Below are 17,950 nucleotides of genomic sequence, written 5' to 3'. Positions count from 1 at the left end.
TTTATGTTTTGTGAGTGAGTGAATTGTATTATGCGCGGCAATATCGGTTAATGCCTGAGCGCAGATTTGCGCACTGGAAACTCAAGGATTGATTCATGGACAGTTTGACCCCCATCCGCCGCTGGCCTGCCATCATCTCGCTTGTGATTACGCTGACCATCTGGTTTGTTATCCCGTGTCCTCCTGACGTAACCCCGCAAGCGTGGCACCTGCTGGCACTGTTTATTGGTACGATCGCCGCGATTATCGGTAAAGCTATGCCCATTGGCGCAATTGCGATTGTGGCGATTATGCTGGTGGCGATGACAGGCGTTACTAACCCAGGCAAACCCTCGGCGGCATTGAACGATGCATTGAGTGGTTTTTCTAACCAGCTAATCTGGCTGATTGGTTTATCCATTATGCTGTCGCAAAGTCTGTTAAAGACCGGCCTGGGCGCGCGTATTGGCTACGGGTTTATTGCGCTATTTGGTAAAAGAACGCTGGGTATTGCGTGGGCATTAACCCTTGCGGAAACGCTAATTGCACCCGTAACGCCAAGCAATACCGCGCGTGGTGGTGGCATTATCCACCCGGTAATGCGGGCGATTGCGGAGAGCCTCGGCTCGCAGCCAGGCCATGCCGAGAATGGCTCCACGGGCCGTTATCTCGCGCTGGTGAACTACAACATTAACCCGATCAGCTCGGCTATGTTCATCACCGCGACTGCACCTAATCCGTTAATCGTCAGTTTTTTGACAAAGGGGACGGATGGCGTGCTGAACATGACCTGGGGAATGTGGGCTATTGCGGCGCTTCTTCCCGCACTGGTATCACTGGTTGTCATGCCGATTGTAATCTGGTGGCTCTATCCGCCAGCTATCACGCGCACACCAAATGCACCGCAGTTTGCGCGGCAAAAACTGGATGCGCTGGGTCCACTTTCTTTGGCAGAGAAAATCACCCTGGGGGTGTTCATTTTGCTGCTCTGTCTATGGGCGGGTGTTCCAGCAATGCTGATGGGCAGTGCCTGGAGCGTAAACCCCACTAGCGCCGCGTTAATTGGATTGTCGATTCTATTGATGGCGGGTGTATTGAGCTGGGATGACATTCTTAAATGCCGCGGGGCATGGGATACGATAGTCTGGTTTGCCGCGCTGGTGATGATGGCGGATTTTCTCAGCAAACTGGGATTGGTAGGATGGCTGGCAACCAGCGTGGGTAGCGCAATCGACCATCTTGGCGTGCACTGGAGTGTTGCGACGCTGTTGTTGATCCTGCTTTACGTCTACTCGCACTACTTTTTCGCCAGCACAACTGCGCATATTACGGCTATGTTCGCTGCGTTCTTTGCCGCAGGCTTAGGCCTCGGCGCGCCGCCAGCGCTGCTTGGTTTAATGCTCGGTTTCTCCTCCTCCTTGATGATGTCGCTCACGCACTATGGCACGGGTACTGCGCCTATTATCTTTGGTTCGGGCTATGTCACGTTGGCGGAGTGGTGGAAAACGGGGCTGGTGATGAGTGTGGTCAACCTGACCATTTGGGGTGTGACCGGCGCCTTCTGGTGGCACTGGTTGGGATACTGGTAGTTAATACAGCGGGAGGAGGGCTCCTCCCGCCTTAACAACTTAAGCCTGTTTAGCGGCTTCTGCTGCTTTAACGATGACTGCGAAGGCGTCTGCTTTCAGAGAAGCACCACCAACCAGCGCACCGTCGATGTCCGGCTGAGCGAACAGTTCTGCCGCGTTAGCTGCGTTTACAGAACCGCCGTACTGGATGATAACTTGCTCAGCGATTTTCGCGTCAGCTTTAGCAATGTGGTCACGAATAAATTTGTGAACAGCCTGAGCCTGAGCAGGAGTTGCAGATTTGCCGGTACCGATAGCCCATACTGGTTCGTAAGCGATAACGACGCCTTCGAATGCTGCCGCGCCCTGAGTTTTCAGAACCGCGTCGATCTGACGTGCACAAACTTCTTCAGTTTTGCCCGCTTCGTTTTCTGCTTCGGTTTCGCCGATGCACAGAACTGGAGTCAGACCCTGCTCTTTCAGCACGGCGAATTTTTTAGCGATCAGCTCGTCAGATTCTTTGTGGTAAGTACGACGCTCAGAGTGACCGATAATGATGTACTGCGCGCCGATGTCTTTCAGCATTTCAGCACTTGTTTCACCAGTGAATGCGCCAGACAGGTTCAGGTCAACGTTCTGCGCGCCCAGAATGATGTGGCTACCGGCAGCGGCGTGTTTCGCCAGGTCGATATACATTTCCGGCGGAGCAATCGCTACTGCACAGCCAGCAACGCCAGCCAGTTCTTTACGCAGGTTAGCAACCAGTTCGTTTACCATGTGGCGGCTGCCGTTCAGTTTCCAGTTACCCATCACTAAAGGATGTCGCATTTCATTTCTCCACGCTTGTCAGCGAATTAAGGAATATGGCCGCCCGTGAGGGCAGCATGGTCTGTGAAACAGTATAGAGATTCATCCCCTGAAAGGCTTTGCTTTTTGTCATCAATTCGCCTTCTCAAGACTTTCTGATAGTACCAGCTTAATCGGTTCAACAGCGAAGGTCAGTCCTTTTTCACCGTTGTCAGCAACAACATAGCGAATTGCGCCTTCTGTTTCAGCGTAATAGCGCTTACCTTTGCCTGCGGCGAGCAGTTTTTGCAGCTTTTTCTGGCTCTGTTCCTTCGTCAGTAGCGGTGCGACGGTGCGGATGACGGCGGTCATGTATTCCAGCGCTTTCGCTTTGGCTGCCTTTTGTTCTGGCCCCTGAATGGGTAACCAGGTTATCTGCATGCTTTTGATTTTAAGGGTGCCGCGTTCAAGAGCGGAAGACGCATACAGGTTTTCATTGATTTTACTGGCTGCGCGGGTGAGATTTGCTCGATCGCGACTGCTGTCGATGGCACGGAACTCATTCAGAATAAGCTTCGGATTCTGCGTATTAAAGTTTTCACGAAACTGGCTAATCGACAGGTCAAAGGTCGGCGCGCCCGCCAGTAAATAGGGGGCCGTGGTTGCCGTCGACGGCTCTTCCGCCAGTACCGCAGTGCTCGCGGTTAAGGCTGAAAACAATAATAAAAACAGTGTAAATCCTTGCTTCATCAATCGTACCTTTCATTCTCATTGCTCACGATTAAAACGGTAACCGTCGAGCTTGTCAAAAGGGTAAACTGTTCTGGAAGGTAATAATAAAGGAACTTACATGACCATACAGCAGTGGTTATTCTCATTTAAAGGGCGCATCGGGCGCCGTGATTTCTGGATTTGGATTGGCCTCTGGATCGTCAGCATGCTGGTTCTGTTTTCGCTGGCGAGCAAACAATTACTCGATATTCAGACCGCGGCTTTTTGTCTGGTGTGTCTGCTATGGCCAACGGCGGCAGTGACGGTAAAACGTCTGCATGACCGGGGGCGCTCCGGAGCGTGGGCGCTGTTGATGATCCTGGCGTGGATGCTGCTGGCCGGAAATTGGGCAATTTTACCCGGCGTCTGGCAATGGGCGGTAGGCCGCTTTGTTCCAACGTTGATTCTGGTTGGTATGCTTATCGATCTGGGGGCGTTCATTGGCACCCAGGACGCGAATAAATATGGTAAGGATACGCAGGACGTAAAGTACAGAGCTGACTCGTAGGCCGGATAAGCGTAAGCGCCATCCGGCAAAATGCCCGGGTGTTTACCGGGCATTGAAACGTTCTTACCAGTAGTGCTCTGCGGTCATATGGCCCGGTCGACGGCGCAGGTGTTTGGTCATTTGCCGGGTCTCTTTCAGCAACTGCTGCGTGTCGCGTACCATTTGCGGGTTTCCGCACAGCATCACATGGCTGGTTTCTTTATCCATTGGCAACCCGACTGCTTTTTCTAGCTCACCGCTTTCAATCAACGCCGGTACACGTCCGGTCAGCGAATCTGCGGCTGTTTCACGGCTGACAACCGTCTGGATGCGTAATTTACCTTCGTAGCGTTTTTCCAACGCCTGCATCAGCGGTAGATAGCTCAAATCGGCGGCATAGCGCGCGGCGTGGACCAGCACCAGATTTTTAAAGCGATCCAGGTCCTTGCCTAACTGCAGAATCGACAAATATGGGCCGATAGCCGTGCCGGTCGCCAGCATCCATAGCGTTTCGCAATCGGGGACTTCATCCAGCACGAAGAAACCAGCAGCTTCACTCACCACTTGGACTTCATCGCCAGGCTTCAGTGCTGCCAGACGAGGGCTCAGTTTGCCGTCGGGAACCGTCACCAGATAAAACTCTAAATCGGGGTTATCAGGGGCATTTACGTAAGAATAGGCGCGCTGGACGCGTTCGCCGTCGATCTCAAGGCCAAGTTTAGTGAACTGACCTGCAGTGAAAGGAAGAACTGGAGCTCGCACGGTCAAACTAAACAGGGCATCGGTCCAGTTTTGCACCTTTGTGACTTTGCCTGTTACCCAATCTGCCATGGTTTTCTCCTGTCTGTTTTGATTGCCTTATCTTCGTTCGTTGGACGAAAGATTTCCAGCCCATATGGGCTGGAAGGCTCTATTGATCAAATCAATTACAGGATGTGCGCCTGCACATCGGGATCTTTACGATCGAGGTAGTGAATCGACTGAATGCGACGGATCGTACGTGATTTGCCGCGGATCAGCAGCGTTTCGGTGGTGGCGATATTACCTTTGCGGCTAATCCCTTCCAGCAAATCGCCTTTGGTAATGCCGGTGGCGGAGAAAATGACGTTGTCGCTACGTGCCATTTCATCGAGGCGCAGCGCTTTGCCCGCTTCAATGCCCATGGCGGTGCAACGAGCCAGTTCTTGTTCGCCAATGCGACGGTTTTCTTCGCTGTCGCCTTTGACGTCATGACGCGCCAGCAAACGGCCCTGCATGTCGCCGTCCAGCGCGCGGATCACAGCTGCGGAAACCACACCTTCAGGTGCGCCGCCAATGCCGTACAGCACGTCAACTTCACTGTCTGGCATGCAGGTCAGAATGGAGGCCGCAACGTCGCCGTCTGGAATAGCGAAGACGCGCACGCCCAGTTTTTGCATTTCGGCGATCGTTTCATCATGGCGTGGTTTGGCCAGAATGGTTACGGTCAGCTCACTCAGCGGTTTATTGAGTGCAGCGGCAACGTTATGCAGGTTGGCTTCCAGCGACAGGTTCAGGTCGATAGACCCTTTTGCGCCTGGGCCGACAATCAGCTTTTCCATGTACATATCTGGCGCATTCAGGAAGCAGCCTTTATCGCCCACAGCCAGTACGGCCAGCGCGTTTGCCTGACCCATTGCCGTCATGCGTGTGCCTTCAATAGGATCGACGGCGATGTCGACCGCATCACCAAGACCGGTCCCGACTTTTTCACCGATAAACAGCATCGGCGCTTCATCAATCTCACCCTCGCCAATCACGATGGTGCCGTCGATGTTGACCTGGTTGAGCATAATACGCATGGCGTTCACTGCCGCGCCGTCAGCGGTATTTTTATCGCCGCGGCCCAACCATTTATAGCCAGCCAGCGCGGCCGCTTCGGTCACGCGTGAAAATTCAATGGCAAGTTCTCGTCTCATTGCAAACTCGTAGCTGAAAGGAATGGCGCGAAGTGTAGCACAGGGGAGGGGGCGAGATTATTGATGTGTGTGCGGGGTTGCCCCCGCACGAAGATTTTGCCGGATAAGCCAAAGTAGCCATCCGGCAATGACGTATTACTCGTCGTGATCTTCCCATGCCATGGCGCGTTTGACCGCTTTTTTCCAGCCACTGTAACGGAAGTTACGCTCGGTGGTTTCGATGCCTGGACGGAATTCACGCTCGATGACCGCTTTCTCCTGCAACTCATCCAGATTCTGCCAGAAGCCTACTGCCAGGCCAGCCAGGTACGCTGCACCTAATGCGGTGACTTCGCGAACTTCCGGACGCTCTACGCGGGTGCCCAGAATGTCAGACTGGAACTGCATCAGGAAGTTGTTGGCGACCGCACCGCCGTCAACGCGCAGGGCGTGCAGACGAATACCGGAGTCAGCCTGCATCGCTTCCAGAACATCACGCGTCTGATAAGCGATAGACTCAAGCGTTGCGCGGATGATGTGGTTGGAGTTTACGCCACGGGTCAGGCCGAAGATGGCGCCACGTGCATACGGGTCCCAGTACGGTGCACCCAGGCCAGTAAATGCCGGAACGACGTACACGCCGTTGGTGTCTTTCACTTTGGTGGCGAAATATTCAGAGTCGAATGCATCGCTGATGAGTTTCATTTCATCGCGCAGCCACTGAATGGATGCGCCAGCCATAAATACCGCACCTTCCAGCGCGTAGTTCACTTCCCCGGTCGGTCCGCAGGCGATGGTGGTCAGTAGTCCGTTTTCGGACTTAACGGCTTTCTCACCGGTATTCATCAGCATGAAGCAGCCGGTACCGTAAGTGTTTTTCGCCATCCCTTCCTTTACGCACAGCTGGCCAAACAGAGCTGCCTGCTGGTCACCGGCGATACCGGAGATAGGAATACGAATGCCGCCTTTACCACCAATGTTGGTCTGACCGTACACTTCAGAAGAGCGACGCACTTCTGGCAGCATGGCGCGCGGAATATCCAGCGCATCCAGCATCGTGTCATCCCAGTCCAGGGAGTGGATGTTGAACAGCATGGTACGTGAAGCGTTGGTGTAATCCGTGACGTGTACGCGTCCCTGCGTCATTTTCCAGATAAGCCAGGTGTCCACGGTACCAAACAGCAGTTCGCCGCGACGAGCGCGCTCACGCGAGCCTTCAACGTGGTCGAGGATCCATTTCACCTTGGTGCCAGAGAAGTACGGGTCAATCACCAGGCCGGTGTTGTTACGGATGTATTCTTCCATGCCATCGCGCTTAAGCTTTTCGCAGATATCTGCGGTACGACGACACTGCCACACAATGGCGTTGTAGATTGGTTTACCGGTCTCACGCTCCCAAACGATGGTGGTTTCACGCTGGTTGGTAATACCGATCGCTGCAATTTCATCGGAACTGATATCGGCTTTCGCCAGAACTTCAACCAGCGTAGAGCTTTGGGTTGCCCAAATTTCCATTGGGTCGTGTTCTACCCAACCTGCTTTCGGGTAGATTTGCTCGAATTCGCGCTGTGAAACGGCAACGATATTCGCATCGTGGTCCATTACGACCGCGCGGGAGCTGGTGGTGCCCTGGTCGAGCGCAACGATATATTTTTTTTCAGTCATAATTTTTGTCCCGTAGTCACATTACAGCGAAGCTTTTTGTTGAGTGTTGGCCGCCGCGTCTTTTTCTTCAATCACGCAGACATCGCACGGTAAATGGCGACCAATCAGTTTGCGATATGCCCATGCGCCCAAAATCGCGCCGGTAATCGGGCCAAACACCGGAACCAGGAAGTAAGGGATATCGCGACCACCTGTGAAGGCAATCTCACCCCATCCGGCCATCCAGGCGAAGAGTTTCGGTCCGAAGTCACGTGCCGGGTTCATCGCAAAACCTGTCAGCGGACCCATGGAAGCACCAATAACGGCAATTAATAAGCCAATCAGCAGTGGTGCCAGCGGACCACGAGGTACACCGTTACCATCGTCGGTCAGAGCCAGAATCAGCCCCATTAGAATAGCGGTAATGACCATTTCAACCGCGAAGGCCTGCACAAAATTGATATGCGGATTCGGATAGGTGGAGAAAGTACCCGCCAGACCCAGGCTTTCGGTAGTGCCACGCACGATATGGTTGGTTTGTTCAAAATCGATGAAAAGATTGTAATAAAGCCCGTAAACCAATGCCGCTGCGCAAAAGGCGCCGGCAATTTGCGAAATAATAAAAGGGACAACTTTGCGTTTATCAAAACAGGCGAACAGCCAGAGTGCGATGGTTACCGCGGGATTCAGGTGTGCACCAGAAACACCTGCGGTCAGATAGATAGCCATCGCTACCCCCAGACCCCAGATGATACTGATTTCCCACTGACCAAAAGTAGCACCAGCTACTTTGAGTGCAGCGACACAGCCCACACCGAAGAAAATCAACAACCCGGTACCGAGGAATTCAGCAATGCACTGGCCTTTTAAGGTTGAGGTTTGACTCATAATCGGATCCTGAAGAGAGTTTAATGTTTATTGTGTGCGAGAAGGTCACTGACATCCTCGGAGCCGGTAGGCACACTGTTAATTTATCGTTAACGCTCAAAAACGAGAAATATCGAAATTAAAATGTGTGTACTGCATCAACAAAATGAGCGTTTTCGCGCCATTGTGCGGCATTTGTTATACAAAAATAGTGTGAGCTGAATCATTTCACTGATCAATCTGTTAACACTTAAGAGTTATGACAGTCATGTCACCAGGAGAAAGACTAAAAGTGTTGCAAACCGCAATCTGCGCGGGATGCCGCTGGACAGCGATGACGCGGCTTCATACAATCGGTGTTAAGTAGAGTGCGCTCGTTTTTATTAAGGCGTCGCCGGTTATCGGGACGAGGATTTTTATCCATCAACGCCTTGCAATTCAGGAGAGGTATGACGATGTCATTAGAAGTGTTTGAGAAACTGGAAGCAAAAGTACAGCAGGCGATTGATACCATCACGCTGTTACAGATGGAAATCGAAGAGCTGAAAGAAAAGAACAACTCACTGTCGCAGGAAGTTCAGACTGCACAGCAGCAGCGTGAAGAGCTGGAGCGTGAGAACAACAACCTGAAAGAACAGCAGAATGGCTGGCAGGATCGTCTGCATGCCCTGCTGGGTCGTATGGAAGAAGTCTAATTACGCTTCATCTTTCGTGCCGTAGCTGTGTTGGCTGCGCTCAGTTACCCCAGTCACGTAGTTTACTACGCTCCTGGGGATACCTTCGTTTGCCGCTTTGCTACAACACGAAACCTCTTGCGTAATCGTTCCTGTGTAGGCCGGATAAGGCGTAAGCCGTCATCCGGCAATACAATCGTTTTACCGCAACACAACGTTAATTTCAGGCATTCAAACCCCCATCTACGTCCAGACCGGTGCCGGAAATCTGCCCAGCCGCTGGGCTTACCAGAAACGTCACCGCCGCTGCAACATCCTCCGGTGTTCCGTAATGCCCTGTCGCAATAAGCTGTCGTTGGGATTCTGCCTGCTCGCCATCTGCCGGGTTCATATCACTGTCCGTTGGGCCGGGATGGACAAGATTAACGGTAATGCCTCGTGGGCCGAGATCACGAGCCAGGCCACGGGTTAGCGAGTTGAGCGCTGATTTAGTCATCGCGTAGACGGCAATCCCCGGCTGGGCGACGCGGTTGGCAAGACAACTGCCAATATTGATGATTCGCCCACCTTCAGGGAGATGCGGTAGCGCGGCCTGTATGGCAACTACCACGCCACGGATGTTCACGTTAATCAATGCGTCGATGTCCTCCAGTGACAGCGACTCCAGCGGGCCGCCGCGTGCGATCCCTGCGTTGTTGACCAGGATATCCAGTCCTCCGAGTGACTGTACCGTGCGGTTTACGGCATTCTGAATCGCCTGAGCGTCTGCACTGTTTGCCTGAATCGCCTCACCATGGCGGCCAAGTGCTGTAATTTCATCGGCAACGGCCTGGGCTTTCTCCGCAGATTTTTCATAGGTTATAACAACATCAGCACCGGCTTTCGCCAGCGACAGTGCAATGGCGCGCCCTAATCCACGACTGGCTCCGGTGACCAGCGCTTTTTTACCTGTCAGATCGATATGCATGATGACCTCGTGATGAGAGTGATGAGATTCATCATTAGGTATAGAGAGAGTTTTTTCTTCGTCAATGCGCAGGATGGGGGAATCGGAAGGGTGGTGTGGCAAAAAAAGCCAGTCAGTTGTTTAACCGACTGGCATCACACCGAATTGCGGTGTTTTCTTTACTCGATATCGAGCGGGTCTTCGGAGAGGATTATCCCGGTGTTGTCGGCGTACAGGTGGTCTCCAGAGAAGAACGTTACACCGCCAAAGTTGACGCGTACATCGCTTTCTCCAATACCTTCCCCTGCGGCACCGACCGGAATTGCGGCAATCGCCTGAATGCCGATATCCAGTTCTTCCAGATCGTCTACCTGACGGACTGAGCCGTAGATGACCAGACCTTCCCATTCATTCTGTACGGCCAGTCGAGCCAGTTCGGCATCGACCAGCGCACGACGGACAGAACCACCGCCATCGACCAGCAGAATGCGACCACGGCCGTTTTGTTCGAGCAGATCGTACAGCAACCCGTTGTCCTCGAAACATTTTACCGTGATGATTTGTCCGCCAAACGACGACCGTCCTCCAAAGTTAGAGAACAGTGGTTCCACGACGTTGACATCTTCCTGATAGATGTCACAAAGCTCGGATGTATCGTATTTCATAGGCTCAACGTTCAGTTGCTGCGAGAATTTTTAGTATATCGCGCTATGTGTACTGTTGGCAAAATCATCAATTGTTAATTGATATTTGTCAGTTAAAGAGACCACTGACTTAAGAAAATTCCAACGACAAACAGCAGGTTAGTTAACAATGCCGCTTTTACGGTGCGTTCCAGCATTGGGCGCATTGCCGCAGGATCCATCTCACGCATCACGTATCGCGCCTGTTTAATCAGCAGCGGAGCGGCGAGGATAAACAGCCATCCCCACAGGCTTTGCAGTGAGAACAGGTTAAACAGGGCCAGGCAGACCAGCGTGCCCATCAGCAGACAGGCGTGGTAGCGGCGGGCATTGACAGCGCCTAAACGCACGACCAGTGTGTTCTTGCCGTTCTCTCTGTCGCTGTTGATATCGCGCAGATTGTTGACGTTGAGCACGGCAGTTGCCAGCAGGCCGCAGGCGGTAGCAGGCAGAATGAGCGCCGGAATCAACGTATGCGCCTGCAGATACCAGCTTCCCATAACGCTCAGCCAGCCGAAGAACACCAGCACGGAAATATCGCCCAGACCGATATATCCGTAAGGGCGATTGCCTACGGTATAGGTGATTGCGGCGATGATCGACAGGCCGCCGAGCACCAGGAAGCCGACAAAATCTGCCAGCGTGTGGCAGGCCACAGCAACCAGGGCCAGACCGGACAGGCAGATCAAGACCACGGTGACGATCAGCGCCCGCTTCATCTGCTGTTGGGTGATGACCCCTTTTTGCATACCGCGCAGCGGTCCTATGCGGTCGGGCTTGTCGCTGCCTTTGACGGCATCGCCATAGTCGTTAGCGAGATTGGACAGAATTTGCAGTAATCCCGCCGTAATCAATGCCAGCAGAGCAACCAGCGGATTGAAGTATCCTTGCCACCATGCTAATGCCGTACCGACGATGATCGCCGCGAAGGCGAGCGGTAAGGTCTTAGGTCGTAAACTTTCCAGCCAGGCTTGTGAGCGGCTAATTTGTTGTTGTTCAGTCATATTTAGCGCCAATAAAAATGGGGCTTTATCAGCCCCATCAACAGTGATGAAAATGCATTGAACGCGATTATAGGATAAAACGGCTCAGATCTTCATCTGCGACCAGCGCATCCAGATGTTTGCTCACATATTCGGCATCAATTGTGATGCTTTGGCCGTTCAAATCGCTCGCATCATAGGAAATATCTTCCATCAGACGTTCCAGAACGGTATGCAGACGACGTGCACCAATGTTTTCGGTGGTTTCGTTAACCTGCCAGGCCGCTTCGGCAATGCGTTTAATACCGGATTCAGTGAAGTTGATGTCCACACCTTCAGTCGCCATCAGAGCTTTGTACTGCACGGTGATGGAGGCATTCGGTTCAGTAAGGATACGCTCAAAATCGCTGGTGGTCAGCGCCTGCAGCTCGACACGAATCGGCAGACGACCCTGCAGTTCTGGGATCAGGTCAGACGGTTTCGCCACCTGGAATGCGCCAGAGGCGATAAACAGAATATGATCTGTTTTCACCATACCGTGCTTGGTGGAGACCGTGCAGCCTTCAACCAGCGGCAGCAGGTCGCGCTGTACGCCTTCGCGGGACACGTCCGGGCCGGAGGATTCACCGCGCTTACAGATTTTGTCGATTTCGTCGATAAACACGATCCCGTGCTGCTCAACGGCGTCGATAGCTTCTTGTTTCAGCTCTTCCGGGTTCACCAGTTTGGCCGCTTCTTCTTCAATCAGCAGTTTCATCGCGTCTTTGATTTTCAGCTTACGCGGTTTTTGCTTCTGACCGCCCAGGTTCTGGAACATGGACTGCAGCTGGCTGGTCATCTCTTCCATTCCCGGAGGCGCCATAATTTCAACGCCCATCGGTGCGGCCGCGAGATCGATTTCGATCTCTTTATCATCCAGCTGGCCTTCACGCAGTTTTTTACGGAACGCCTGACGCGCTGCAGAAGGTTCCTGCGGCTGTTCAGACTGTCCCCAGTTATTTTTAGCCGGTGGGATCAGTACGTCGAGAATGCGCTCTTCCGCCATCTCTTCAGCACGGAAGCGGTTTTTCTCGATTGCCTGAACGCGAACCATCTTAATGGCAGCATCGGTCAGATCGCGGATGATCGAGTCAACTTCTTTACCAACATAGCCAACTTCGGTGAATTTGGTTGCTTCAACTTTGATGAACGGCGCGTTGGCCAGTTTTGCCAGGCGACGGGCGATTTCGGTTTTACCGACGCCGGTCGGGCCAATCATCAGAATGTTTTTCGGCGTGACTTCATGGCGCAACTCTTCGTTGAGCTGCATACGACGCCAGCGGTTACGCAGGGCAATCGCCACGGAACGCTTAGCGTTATCCTGGCCGATGATGTGTTTGTTCAGTTCGCTGACAATTTCGCGTGGGGTCATTTCAGACATGGGGGATCCTTACGCTTTGGAGTTCAATTCTTCGATGGTATGGAAGTGGTTGGTATAAATGCAGATATCCCCTGCAATATCCAACGCTTTCTCAGCAATCTCGCGTGCGCCAAGCTCGGTGTTTTCCAGCAGAGCGCGTGCAGCAGCCTGGGCGTAGGGACCGCCGGAGCCGATGGCAATCAGATCGTTTTCTGGCTGGATGACGTCGCCGTTACCGGTGATGATGAGCGATGCCGTTTCATCTGCGACGGCCAGCAGCGCTTCGAGTTTGCGCAGCATACGGTCTGTACGCCAGTCTTTTGCCAGTTCAACGGCAGCCTTCACCAGGTGGCCCTGGTGCATTTCCAGCTTGCGTTCAAACAGTTCAAACAGCGTGAATGCATCCGCAGTACCGCCCGCAAAGCCCGCGATGACTTTGTCGTTGTACAGACGGCGGACTTTCTTCACGTTGCCTTTCATTACGGTGTTACCCAGTGTGGCCTGACCATCACCGGCGATTACCACATGGCCGTTACGGCGTACGCTTACTATTGTTGTCACGAGCAGACCCCTTGGTTACAAATGCAATGTACAGGCCCCGCACAGTGTGCGGGGCGTAATGCAAGTATAGATGGGGGGGATTTTGGGGGTTTCAACCCCCAGTGGCGAGTCGAATGCAGTTTGTGTGACCAGCAACCTTCAGGCGGCTGATGGTGTTGTCGGCATTCTCTTTGCCTTTGACCGGACCAATGACCACGCGATTCCAGCCGTTATTGGTGGTAATACGCGAGTTGAACCCTTCAAAGGCCAGCTGCGCGCGCACGGTTTCTGCCTGCTCAGCGCCTTTAAATGACCCGCACTGAACCATCCAGCGGCGTTCATCTTTTTTCTCCGCCGTCTGTTTTGGCGGCTGCGTTTCATTCGTTATTGGCGCGGCCGGTTGCGTTTTCGGCTGAGCGGCGGTGGTATGCGCAGGCGTTTGCAGCAAATCCTGATACGGCTGTTGCGCCGCCGGTTTTGGCTGTGCTTTCGGCTGCTGTACCGGCGCGGTTTGCGCCGTACGCGTTTGCGGCTGCTGGTACGGCTGTTCCGTTGCCCGTGGGCGTGGCTGTTGAGCCTGCTGCTGCGTAGTGTTCCACTGCTGCTGTTGCACCTGACGTTGACGCTGCAGCGTTTGCTGGCGTTGCTCAGGCGTTTGTTCGTTCCACGGTACTTCGTTGAGCTGCGTTGGCTGTTGACGCATATCAGCCTGCATCTGCGCCAACAACTGGCGCTGCTCATTGGTTAATTGGTCGGCGTTCAGCACCTCGCCGCCGGCAGACGGTTCGGTAGGCGCACGTACGCCAGGCTGACGGCTTTCCAGCTCTTTAATGTATCGCCAGCGCTCTTCCGGTTTTGGCGGGATGCCATTACCGGTGACTTTCTGGTTTTGCAGCGTTTCGGACTCTTCTTTCTTGTGATGCGTAATGAAGTACAGACCACCGATAAAGGTCACGAGTACGGCTGCAGCAATAGCAACCATTGCGGGCGATACCGCAGGCGTATTGCGTTGTTTTTTCCGTGATGTGCTCTTCTTGCGCCGCGAAGGTGCCGGTTGGCCGCGACGTACATAATCTCGTTGTGCCACTATCGTTTCGCTGTATTTATTCGTTCGTCAGCCCGCCATGTTACTTAAGCGGCGGGCCTTTGACCAGACAGGGGAGTCCGAAAGCACTTTACTTTACGTCAGTGCCCGGGTAGTGCCCCGAATAATAAGCTCGCAGTCCAGTAATCGTGAGCCACTGCTGACGTTCTGTCCTTGTAATTGATCGAGCAGTAACAGCATAGCTTCACGTCCGATATCGAAACGCGGCTGTGCGACGGTTGTCAGGGGTGGATCACAAAATTCCGCGAGCGAAATGTTATCGAAGCCGATAATCGATAAATCGTCGGGCACCTTCAGACCCTGACGTTTGGCGTAAGAGAGGGCGCCAAGCGCCATGACATCGCTGTGACAAAAGACCGCGGTAGGCGGCTGTGGTAGCGCCAGGAGCTGTTTAAGCGCATTGGCTCCCGCTTCATAGGTAAAGTCACCGCGCGCGATGAAATGCGGATCGACAGTAATTCCGCTGCGACGTAGTGCCTGAACGTAACCTTGCAGACGATAATGGCACAGCGGCATATCTTCGGGCCCGGCGATACAGCCAATGCGTTTATGCCCCAGTTCCAGCAGATAGTTCATCGCGTTGAAGGCGGCGGTGAGGTTATCAATGTGCACGGTGGGCAGTTCCAGCTCTGGCGCGAACTCGTTGGACATAACCATCGGTGGCAAGTTGCGTTGCTCTTCCACGCTGGCATCAAACGGCAGGCGCGAGCTGAGCAGCACCATGCCATCGATCTGCTTGGTAATTATGAGGTTGAGGAAGGTCTTTTCCTGCTGGTTCTGGTGCGCGCAATCGCCGATAAGCACCAGATATCCCTGTTCTGCGGCGGTGACTTCGATGCCACGAATCACTTCGCTAAAAAATGGATCGCAGATATCCGGCACAATCACCAGAATGGTACGCGATTCATTACGCTTAACGTTACGCCCCATTGATTGGGGTAAATATCCCACTTCAAGCGCTGCCTGCTCAACCTTGTTACGGGTTGACTGCGAGACTTTGTCTGGGTTCATTAATGCGCGGGATACGGTTGCCGTTGAGACTTTCGCCTTCAGAGCAACATCTTTCATCGTAGCGGCGGCAACCTGCTTATTCGGTTTCACTCTTTCTCCTCGCCAGAGAGCTGCTGGCACAGACTCGTCCTTGAATAGCCTTCATCTGAAACATTTTTATCAGATAGTGAATGGAAGCGGTTACAGAATTTTCATAAAAAGTGTGATGGATATTTAATTTTACGATCCGCCTCGCATCGTGAGGGATTATCCCTCGATGGGATCGACATCCAGCACCCATTTAACCTTACGTGCATCGGGTAACGTATTAATCAGCGCCAGCGTTCCGCTGACGATATGCTGCAGGCGAATTCGCGACGGGTGCTGCAACAAAATTTGCCAGCGATAGCGACCGCCACGTTTGGGCGCCAGGGCGGGAACTGGGCCTAACACCCACAGTTTTTCATCGGCCAGCGGACTGGCCTGAATCAGATTTCGTAACTGCTGTAAGAACATCGGCGCATGCTGGTTGTTGTGATCTTCTGCCCGCACGATCACATGGCTGGTCCATGGGGGAAGCTGGAGCGTTTGTCGCTCTGCCAGCGCCTGCTCGGCAAAGGCGTCATACCCTTTATACAGCAAGGTTTGCAGCAGCGGATGTTCAGGGTGGTGCGTTTGCAGTACCACTTCGCCCTGCTTCCCGGCGCGGCCGGCACGCCCGGAAACCTGCGTGTAGAGCTGGGCGAAGCGTTCTGCCGACCGGAAATCTGCGGAGAACAGCGCGCCGTCAACGTCCAGCAGCGCCACCAGGGTGACGTCCGGGAAATGGTGGCCTTTCGCCAGCATTTGCGTGCCGATCAGGATCCGCGCGCCGCCGCGATGCACTTCCGCCAGATGCTGCTCCAGCGAGCCTTTGCGGCTGGTAGTGTCGCGATCGATGCGTGAGATTGGCACGCCGGGGAAAAAAGGTGCCAGAGCCTGCTCAAGCTGTTCGGTGCCGAGTCCTACCGGAACCATGTGCGTTGAGCCGCAGGAAGGGCATTGACGCGGTATCGGACGCTGACTGTCGCAGTGATGGCAGCGCAGATGGTGTTGCGCCTGATGCAGCGTGTAGTAGTGATCGCAGCGCGGGCATTCAGCAATCCAGCCACAGTCGTGGCACAGCAGGGCAGGCGCAAAACCCCGGCGGTTTAAAAACAGGATCACCTGGTTATCCGCTTGCAGATGCTGACGCATACGGGCGATAAGCGCAGGGGCGAGCCCGGCCTGTACCTGCTGACCTTTGAGATCCAGCACATGCTGAGTGGCTGGGCGTGCATTCCCGGCACGGCGCGTCAGGCGCAACATGCGGTATTTTTTCTGCCGCACGTTGCACAGCGTTTCCAGCGCAGGGGTGGCTGAGCCGAGAATGATGGGAATTTGTTCGCTATGGGCGCGATAAACCGCGAGGTCGCGCGCATGATAACGCCAGCCTTCCTGCTGTTTATAAGAGCTGTCGTGCTCTTCATCGATGACAATCACGCCCAGATTTTTAAACGGCGTAAACAGCGACGAGCGCGTGCCGATAACAATTGCCGCTTCACCATTTTTCGCCTTCAGCCATGCCGAAAGACGTTCACTGTCATTTAAACCCGAGTGCAGAACTTCGACCGGCGCATTGAAGCGTTCGCGAAAACGGGCAATAGTTTGCGGCGTCAGGCCAATCTCCGGCACCATTACCAGCGCCTGTTTGCCCTGGGCGAGCACATTTTCCAGTACGCTTAAATAGACCTCTGTTTTACCCGATCCCGTCACGCCCGCTAATAGCCAGGCGCTAAAACTGTCAGAAGCGCTGTGGATCGCCCCGACGGCGGTGGCCTGTTCGGTATTCAACCGCAGACGCTCACCGGAAACCGCGTAGTGCGTACGCCAGTCGCTAAAGCCTGGCGTTTCACTCGCCAGGGAGCACAGCCCTTTTTTCCGCAGTGCCTGTAATGCGGCGTCATTAAATTCCAGTTCAGCCACCTGGTCGCGCCAGATTTTTCCCTGGCGTAGCGCAGCCAGCGCCTGTTGCTGCTTGGGAGAACGCTTCAGGCTGTTGAGGTCAATAACCTGGCCTTCTTCAGTGGCAAACCAGTACCACATGGGCGCGTTTGTCGCCGGACGTCCCTGGCGCAGTAAAATTGGCAGAGCGTGAAACAGTACGTCACCGATAGGATGATGATAATAATCCGCCGCCCACAACAGCAGACGCCAGACAGAGGTCGAGTAGACCGGTTCGCTGTCCAGCACTTCGAGAACGGCTTTCAATTCGCTCCGCGGTAGTTCACTGTGCTCGCTGACGGACAGGACGATACCCACGCGCTCCTGCTGCTTGCCAAAAGGCACGCGTACACGACACCCGGCTTTGGCGCTCAAGCCTTCCGGCAGGAGGTAGTCAAAGGTGCGAGGTAGCGGAACAGGTAAGGCAACGTGCGCAACGGGCATTGAATCATCCTGACTTGAAATCTGGCGGGTTAGTATACACATTAGTGGAGGGTAGAATGCGGATCAGTTTGCATGAGCAGGTTAATTTCTGTATGATTCGCCGCCTTTGATACAAATTTGTATCACTGACCTATACTATTAACATC

The 17,950-nt window shown here is 53.8% G+C and carries 17 protein-coding genes; 3 read left to right on the top strand and 14 right to left on the bottom strand.

What is annotated here, in order from left to right; translation table 11 throughout:
- Positions 1-95: 95 nt before the first annotated feature.
- Complete coding sequence (locus OGX66_RS00600; protein WP_016151273.1) at positions 96-1,568, top strand: DASS family sodium-coupled anion symporter; 1,473 nt, start codon at positions 96-98, stop codon at positions 1,566-1,568.
- Positions 1,569-1,607: 39 nt separating this feature from the next.
- On the opposite strand, the gene tpiA is transcribed toward OGX66_RS00600, so the two are convergent.
- A complete protein-coding gene (gene tpiA, locus OGX66_RS00595) occupies positions 1,608-2,375 on the bottom strand; it encodes a triose-phosphate isomerase (RefSeq protein WP_003028783.1) in 768 nt (255 codons plus the stop codon).
- 111 nt (positions 2,376-2,486) lie between these two features.
- Positions 2,487-3,083 carry a YiiQ family protein gene (locus tag OGX66_RS00590; protein ID WP_003028785.1) on the bottom strand — a complete coding sequence of 199 codons (597 nt, stop codon included), beginning with the start codon at positions 3,081-3,083 and terminating at the stop codon, positions 2,487-2,489.
- A gap of 100 nt (positions 3,084-3,183) precedes the next feature.
- On the opposite strand from OGX66_RS00590, the gene OGX66_RS00585 reads away from it, so the two are divergent.
- A complete protein-coding gene (locus OGX66_RS00585) occupies positions 3,184-3,612 on the top strand; it encodes a DUF805 domain-containing protein (protein ID WP_003840502.1) in 429 nt (142 codons plus the stop codon).
- A 63-nt stretch (positions 3,613-3,675) separates the two neighbouring features.
- Here the strand turns inward: OGX66_RS00585 and fpr are convergent, their stop codons facing one another.
- The 4 genes from fpr to OGX66_RS00565 form a co-directional block, all read right to left on the bottom strand.
- Positions 3,676-4,422 carry a ferredoxin--NADP(+) reductase gene (fpr, locus tag OGX66_RS00580; protein ID WP_003840504.1) on the bottom strand — a complete coding sequence of 249 codons (747 nt, stop codon included), beginning with the start codon at positions 4,420-4,422 and terminating at the stop codon, positions 3,676-3,678.
- Between the two features lie 95 nt (positions 4,423-4,517).
- On the bottom strand, positions 4,518-5,528 hold the full coding sequence (gene glpX, locus OGX66_RS00575; RefSeq protein ID WP_003847859.1) for a class II fructose-bisphosphatase: 1,011 nt from the start codon (positions 5,526-5,528) through the stop codon (positions 4,518-4,520).
- Positions 5,529-5,663: 135 nt separating this feature from the next.
- Positions 5,664-7,172 carry a glycerol kinase GlpK gene (gene glpK, locus OGX66_RS00570; protein ID WP_003028792.1) on the bottom strand — a complete coding sequence of 503 codons (1,509 nt, stop codon included), beginning with the start codon at positions 7,170-7,172 and terminating at the stop codon, positions 5,664-5,666.
- 21 nt (positions 7,173-7,193) lie between these two features.
- Positions 7,194-8,039: an MIP/aquaporin family protein gene (locus OGX66_RS00565; RefSeq protein ID WP_003028793.1), complete on the bottom strand. Its 846-nt coding sequence runs from the start codon at positions 8,037-8,039 to the stop codon at positions 7,194-7,196.
- Positions 8,040-8,467: 428 nt separating this feature from the next.
- Between OGX66_RS00565 and zapB the strand changes: the two genes are divergently transcribed.
- Positions 8,468-8,713, top strand: a complete 246-nt coding sequence (gene zapB, locus OGX66_RS00560) for a septal ring assembly protein ZapB (protein ID WP_088732415.1) — start codon at positions 8,468-8,470, stop codon at positions 8,711-8,713.
- 202 nt (positions 8,714-8,915) lie between these two features.
- Here zapB and OGX66_RS00555 read toward each other — a convergent pair whose 3' ends face one another.
- The 8 genes from OGX66_RS00555 to priA form a co-directional block, all read right to left on the bottom strand.
- Positions 8,916-9,659 carry an SDR family NAD(P)-dependent oxidoreductase gene (locus OGX66_RS00555; RefSeq protein WP_044701846.1) on the bottom strand — a complete coding sequence of 248 codons (744 nt, stop codon included), beginning with the start codon at positions 9,657-9,659 and terminating at the stop codon, positions 8,916-8,918.
- Between the two features lie 158 nt (positions 9,660-9,817).
- Positions 9,818-10,303: a ribonuclease E activity regulator RraA gene (rraA, locus tag OGX66_RS00550; RefSeq protein WP_003028798.1), complete on the bottom strand. Its 486-nt coding sequence runs from the start codon at positions 10,301-10,303 to the stop codon at positions 9,818-9,820.
- Positions 10,304-10,395: 92 nt separating this feature from the next.
- Positions 10,396-11,325: a 1,4-dihydroxy-2-naphthoate polyprenyltransferase gene (gene menA, locus OGX66_RS00545; protein WP_003028801.1), complete on the bottom strand. Its 930-nt coding sequence runs from the start codon at positions 11,323-11,325 to the stop codon at positions 10,396-10,398.
- Positions 11,326-11,392: 67 nt separating this feature from the next.
- The gene (gene hslU / locus OGX66_RS00540) at positions 11,393-12,724 is read right to left on the bottom strand and encodes an ATP-dependent protease ATPase subunit HslU (protein ID WP_003028803.1); all 1,332 of its coding nucleotides are present in this window, start codon (positions 12,722-12,724) and stop codon (positions 11,393-11,395) included.
- A 9-nt stretch (positions 12,725-12,733) separates the two neighbouring features.
- The gene (gene hslV, locus OGX66_RS00535; RefSeq protein WP_003028805.1) at positions 12,734-13,264 is read right to left on the bottom strand and encodes an ATP-dependent protease subunit HslV; all 531 of its coding nucleotides are present in this window, start codon (positions 13,262-13,264) and stop codon (positions 12,734-12,736) included.
- A 91-nt stretch (positions 13,265-13,355) separates the two neighbouring features.
- A complete protein-coding gene (gene ftsN / locus OGX66_RS00530) occupies positions 13,356-14,330 on the bottom strand; it encodes a cell division protein FtsN (protein WP_088902868.1) in 975 nt (324 codons plus the stop codon).
- Positions 14,331-14,423: 93 nt separating this feature from the next.
- Complete coding sequence (gene cytR, locus OGX66_RS00525) at positions 14,424-15,449, bottom strand: DNA-binding transcriptional regulator CytR (RefSeq protein ID WP_003028807.1); 1,026 nt, start codon at positions 15,447-15,449, stop codon at positions 14,424-14,426.
- Between the two features lie 156 nt (positions 15,450-15,605).
- Positions 15,606-17,804, bottom strand: a complete 2,199-nt coding sequence (gene priA, locus OGX66_RS00520) for a primosomal protein N' (protein WP_003840515.1) — start codon at positions 17,802-17,804, stop codon at positions 15,606-15,608.
- Positions 17,805-17,950 lie beyond the last annotated feature (146 nt).

This window comes from Citrobacter sp. Cf072, assembly GCF_030334485.1.
Classification (GTDB): domain Bacteria; phylum Pseudomonadota; class Gammaproteobacteria; order Enterobacterales; family Enterobacteriaceae; genus Citrobacter; species Citrobacter freundii.
Note: the sequence above shows the minus strand (reverse complement) of the source record. Positions and strands in the feature narration are given on the sequence as shown.

Bases quoted from the DNA above. Each gene is read 5' to 3' on its own strand.
- OGX66_RS00600 (WP_016151273.1), top strand. From the start codon at position 96: ATGGACAGTTTGACCCCCATCCGCCGCTGGCCTGCCATCATCTCGCTT.
- tpiA (WP_003028783.1), bottom strand. From the start codon at position 2,375: ATGCGACATCCTTTAGTGATGGGTAACTGGAAACTGAACGGCAGCCGC.
- OGX66_RS00590 (WP_003028785.1), bottom strand. From the start codon at position 3,083: ATGAAGCAAGGATTTACACTGTTTTTATTATTGTTTTCAGCCTTAACC.
- OGX66_RS00585 (WP_003840502.1), top strand. From the start codon at position 3,184: ATGACCATACAGCAGTGGTTATTCTCATTTAAAGGGCGCATCGGGCGC.
- fpr (WP_003840504.1), bottom strand. From the start codon at position 4,422: ATGGCAGATTGGGTAACAGGCAAAGTCACAAAGGTGCAAAACTGGACC.
- glpX (WP_003847859.1), bottom strand. From the start codon at position 5,528: ATGAGACGAGAACTTGCCATTGAATTTTCACGCGTGACCGAAGCGGCC.
- glpK (WP_003028792.1), bottom strand. From the start codon at position 7,172: ATGACTGAAAAAAAATATATCGTTGCGCTCGACCAGGGCACCACCAGC.
- OGX66_RS00565 (WP_003028793.1), bottom strand. From the start codon at position 8,039: ATGAGTCAAACCTCAACCTTAAAAGGCCAGTGCATTGCTGAATTCCTC.
- zapB (WP_088732415.1), top strand. From the start codon at position 8,468: ATGACGATGTCATTAGAAGTGTTTGAGAAACTGGAAGCAAAAGTACAG.
- OGX66_RS00555 (WP_044701846.1), bottom strand. From the start codon at position 9,659: ATGCATATCGATCTGACAGGTAAAAAAGCGCTGGTCACCGGAGCCAGT.
- rraA (WP_003028798.1), bottom strand. From the start codon at position 10,303: ATGAAATACGATACATCCGAGCTTTGTGACATCTATCAGGAAGATGTC.
- menA (WP_003028801.1), bottom strand. From the start codon at position 11,325: ATGACTGAACAACAACAAATTAGCCGCTCACAAGCCTGGCTGGAAAGT.
- hslU (WP_003028803.1), bottom strand. From the start codon at position 12,724: ATGTCTGAAATGACCCCACGCGAAATTGTCAGCGAACTGAACAAACAC.
- priA (WP_003840515.1), bottom strand. From the start codon at position 17,804: ATGCCCGTTGCGCACGTTGCCTTACCTGTTCCGCTACCTCGCACCTTT.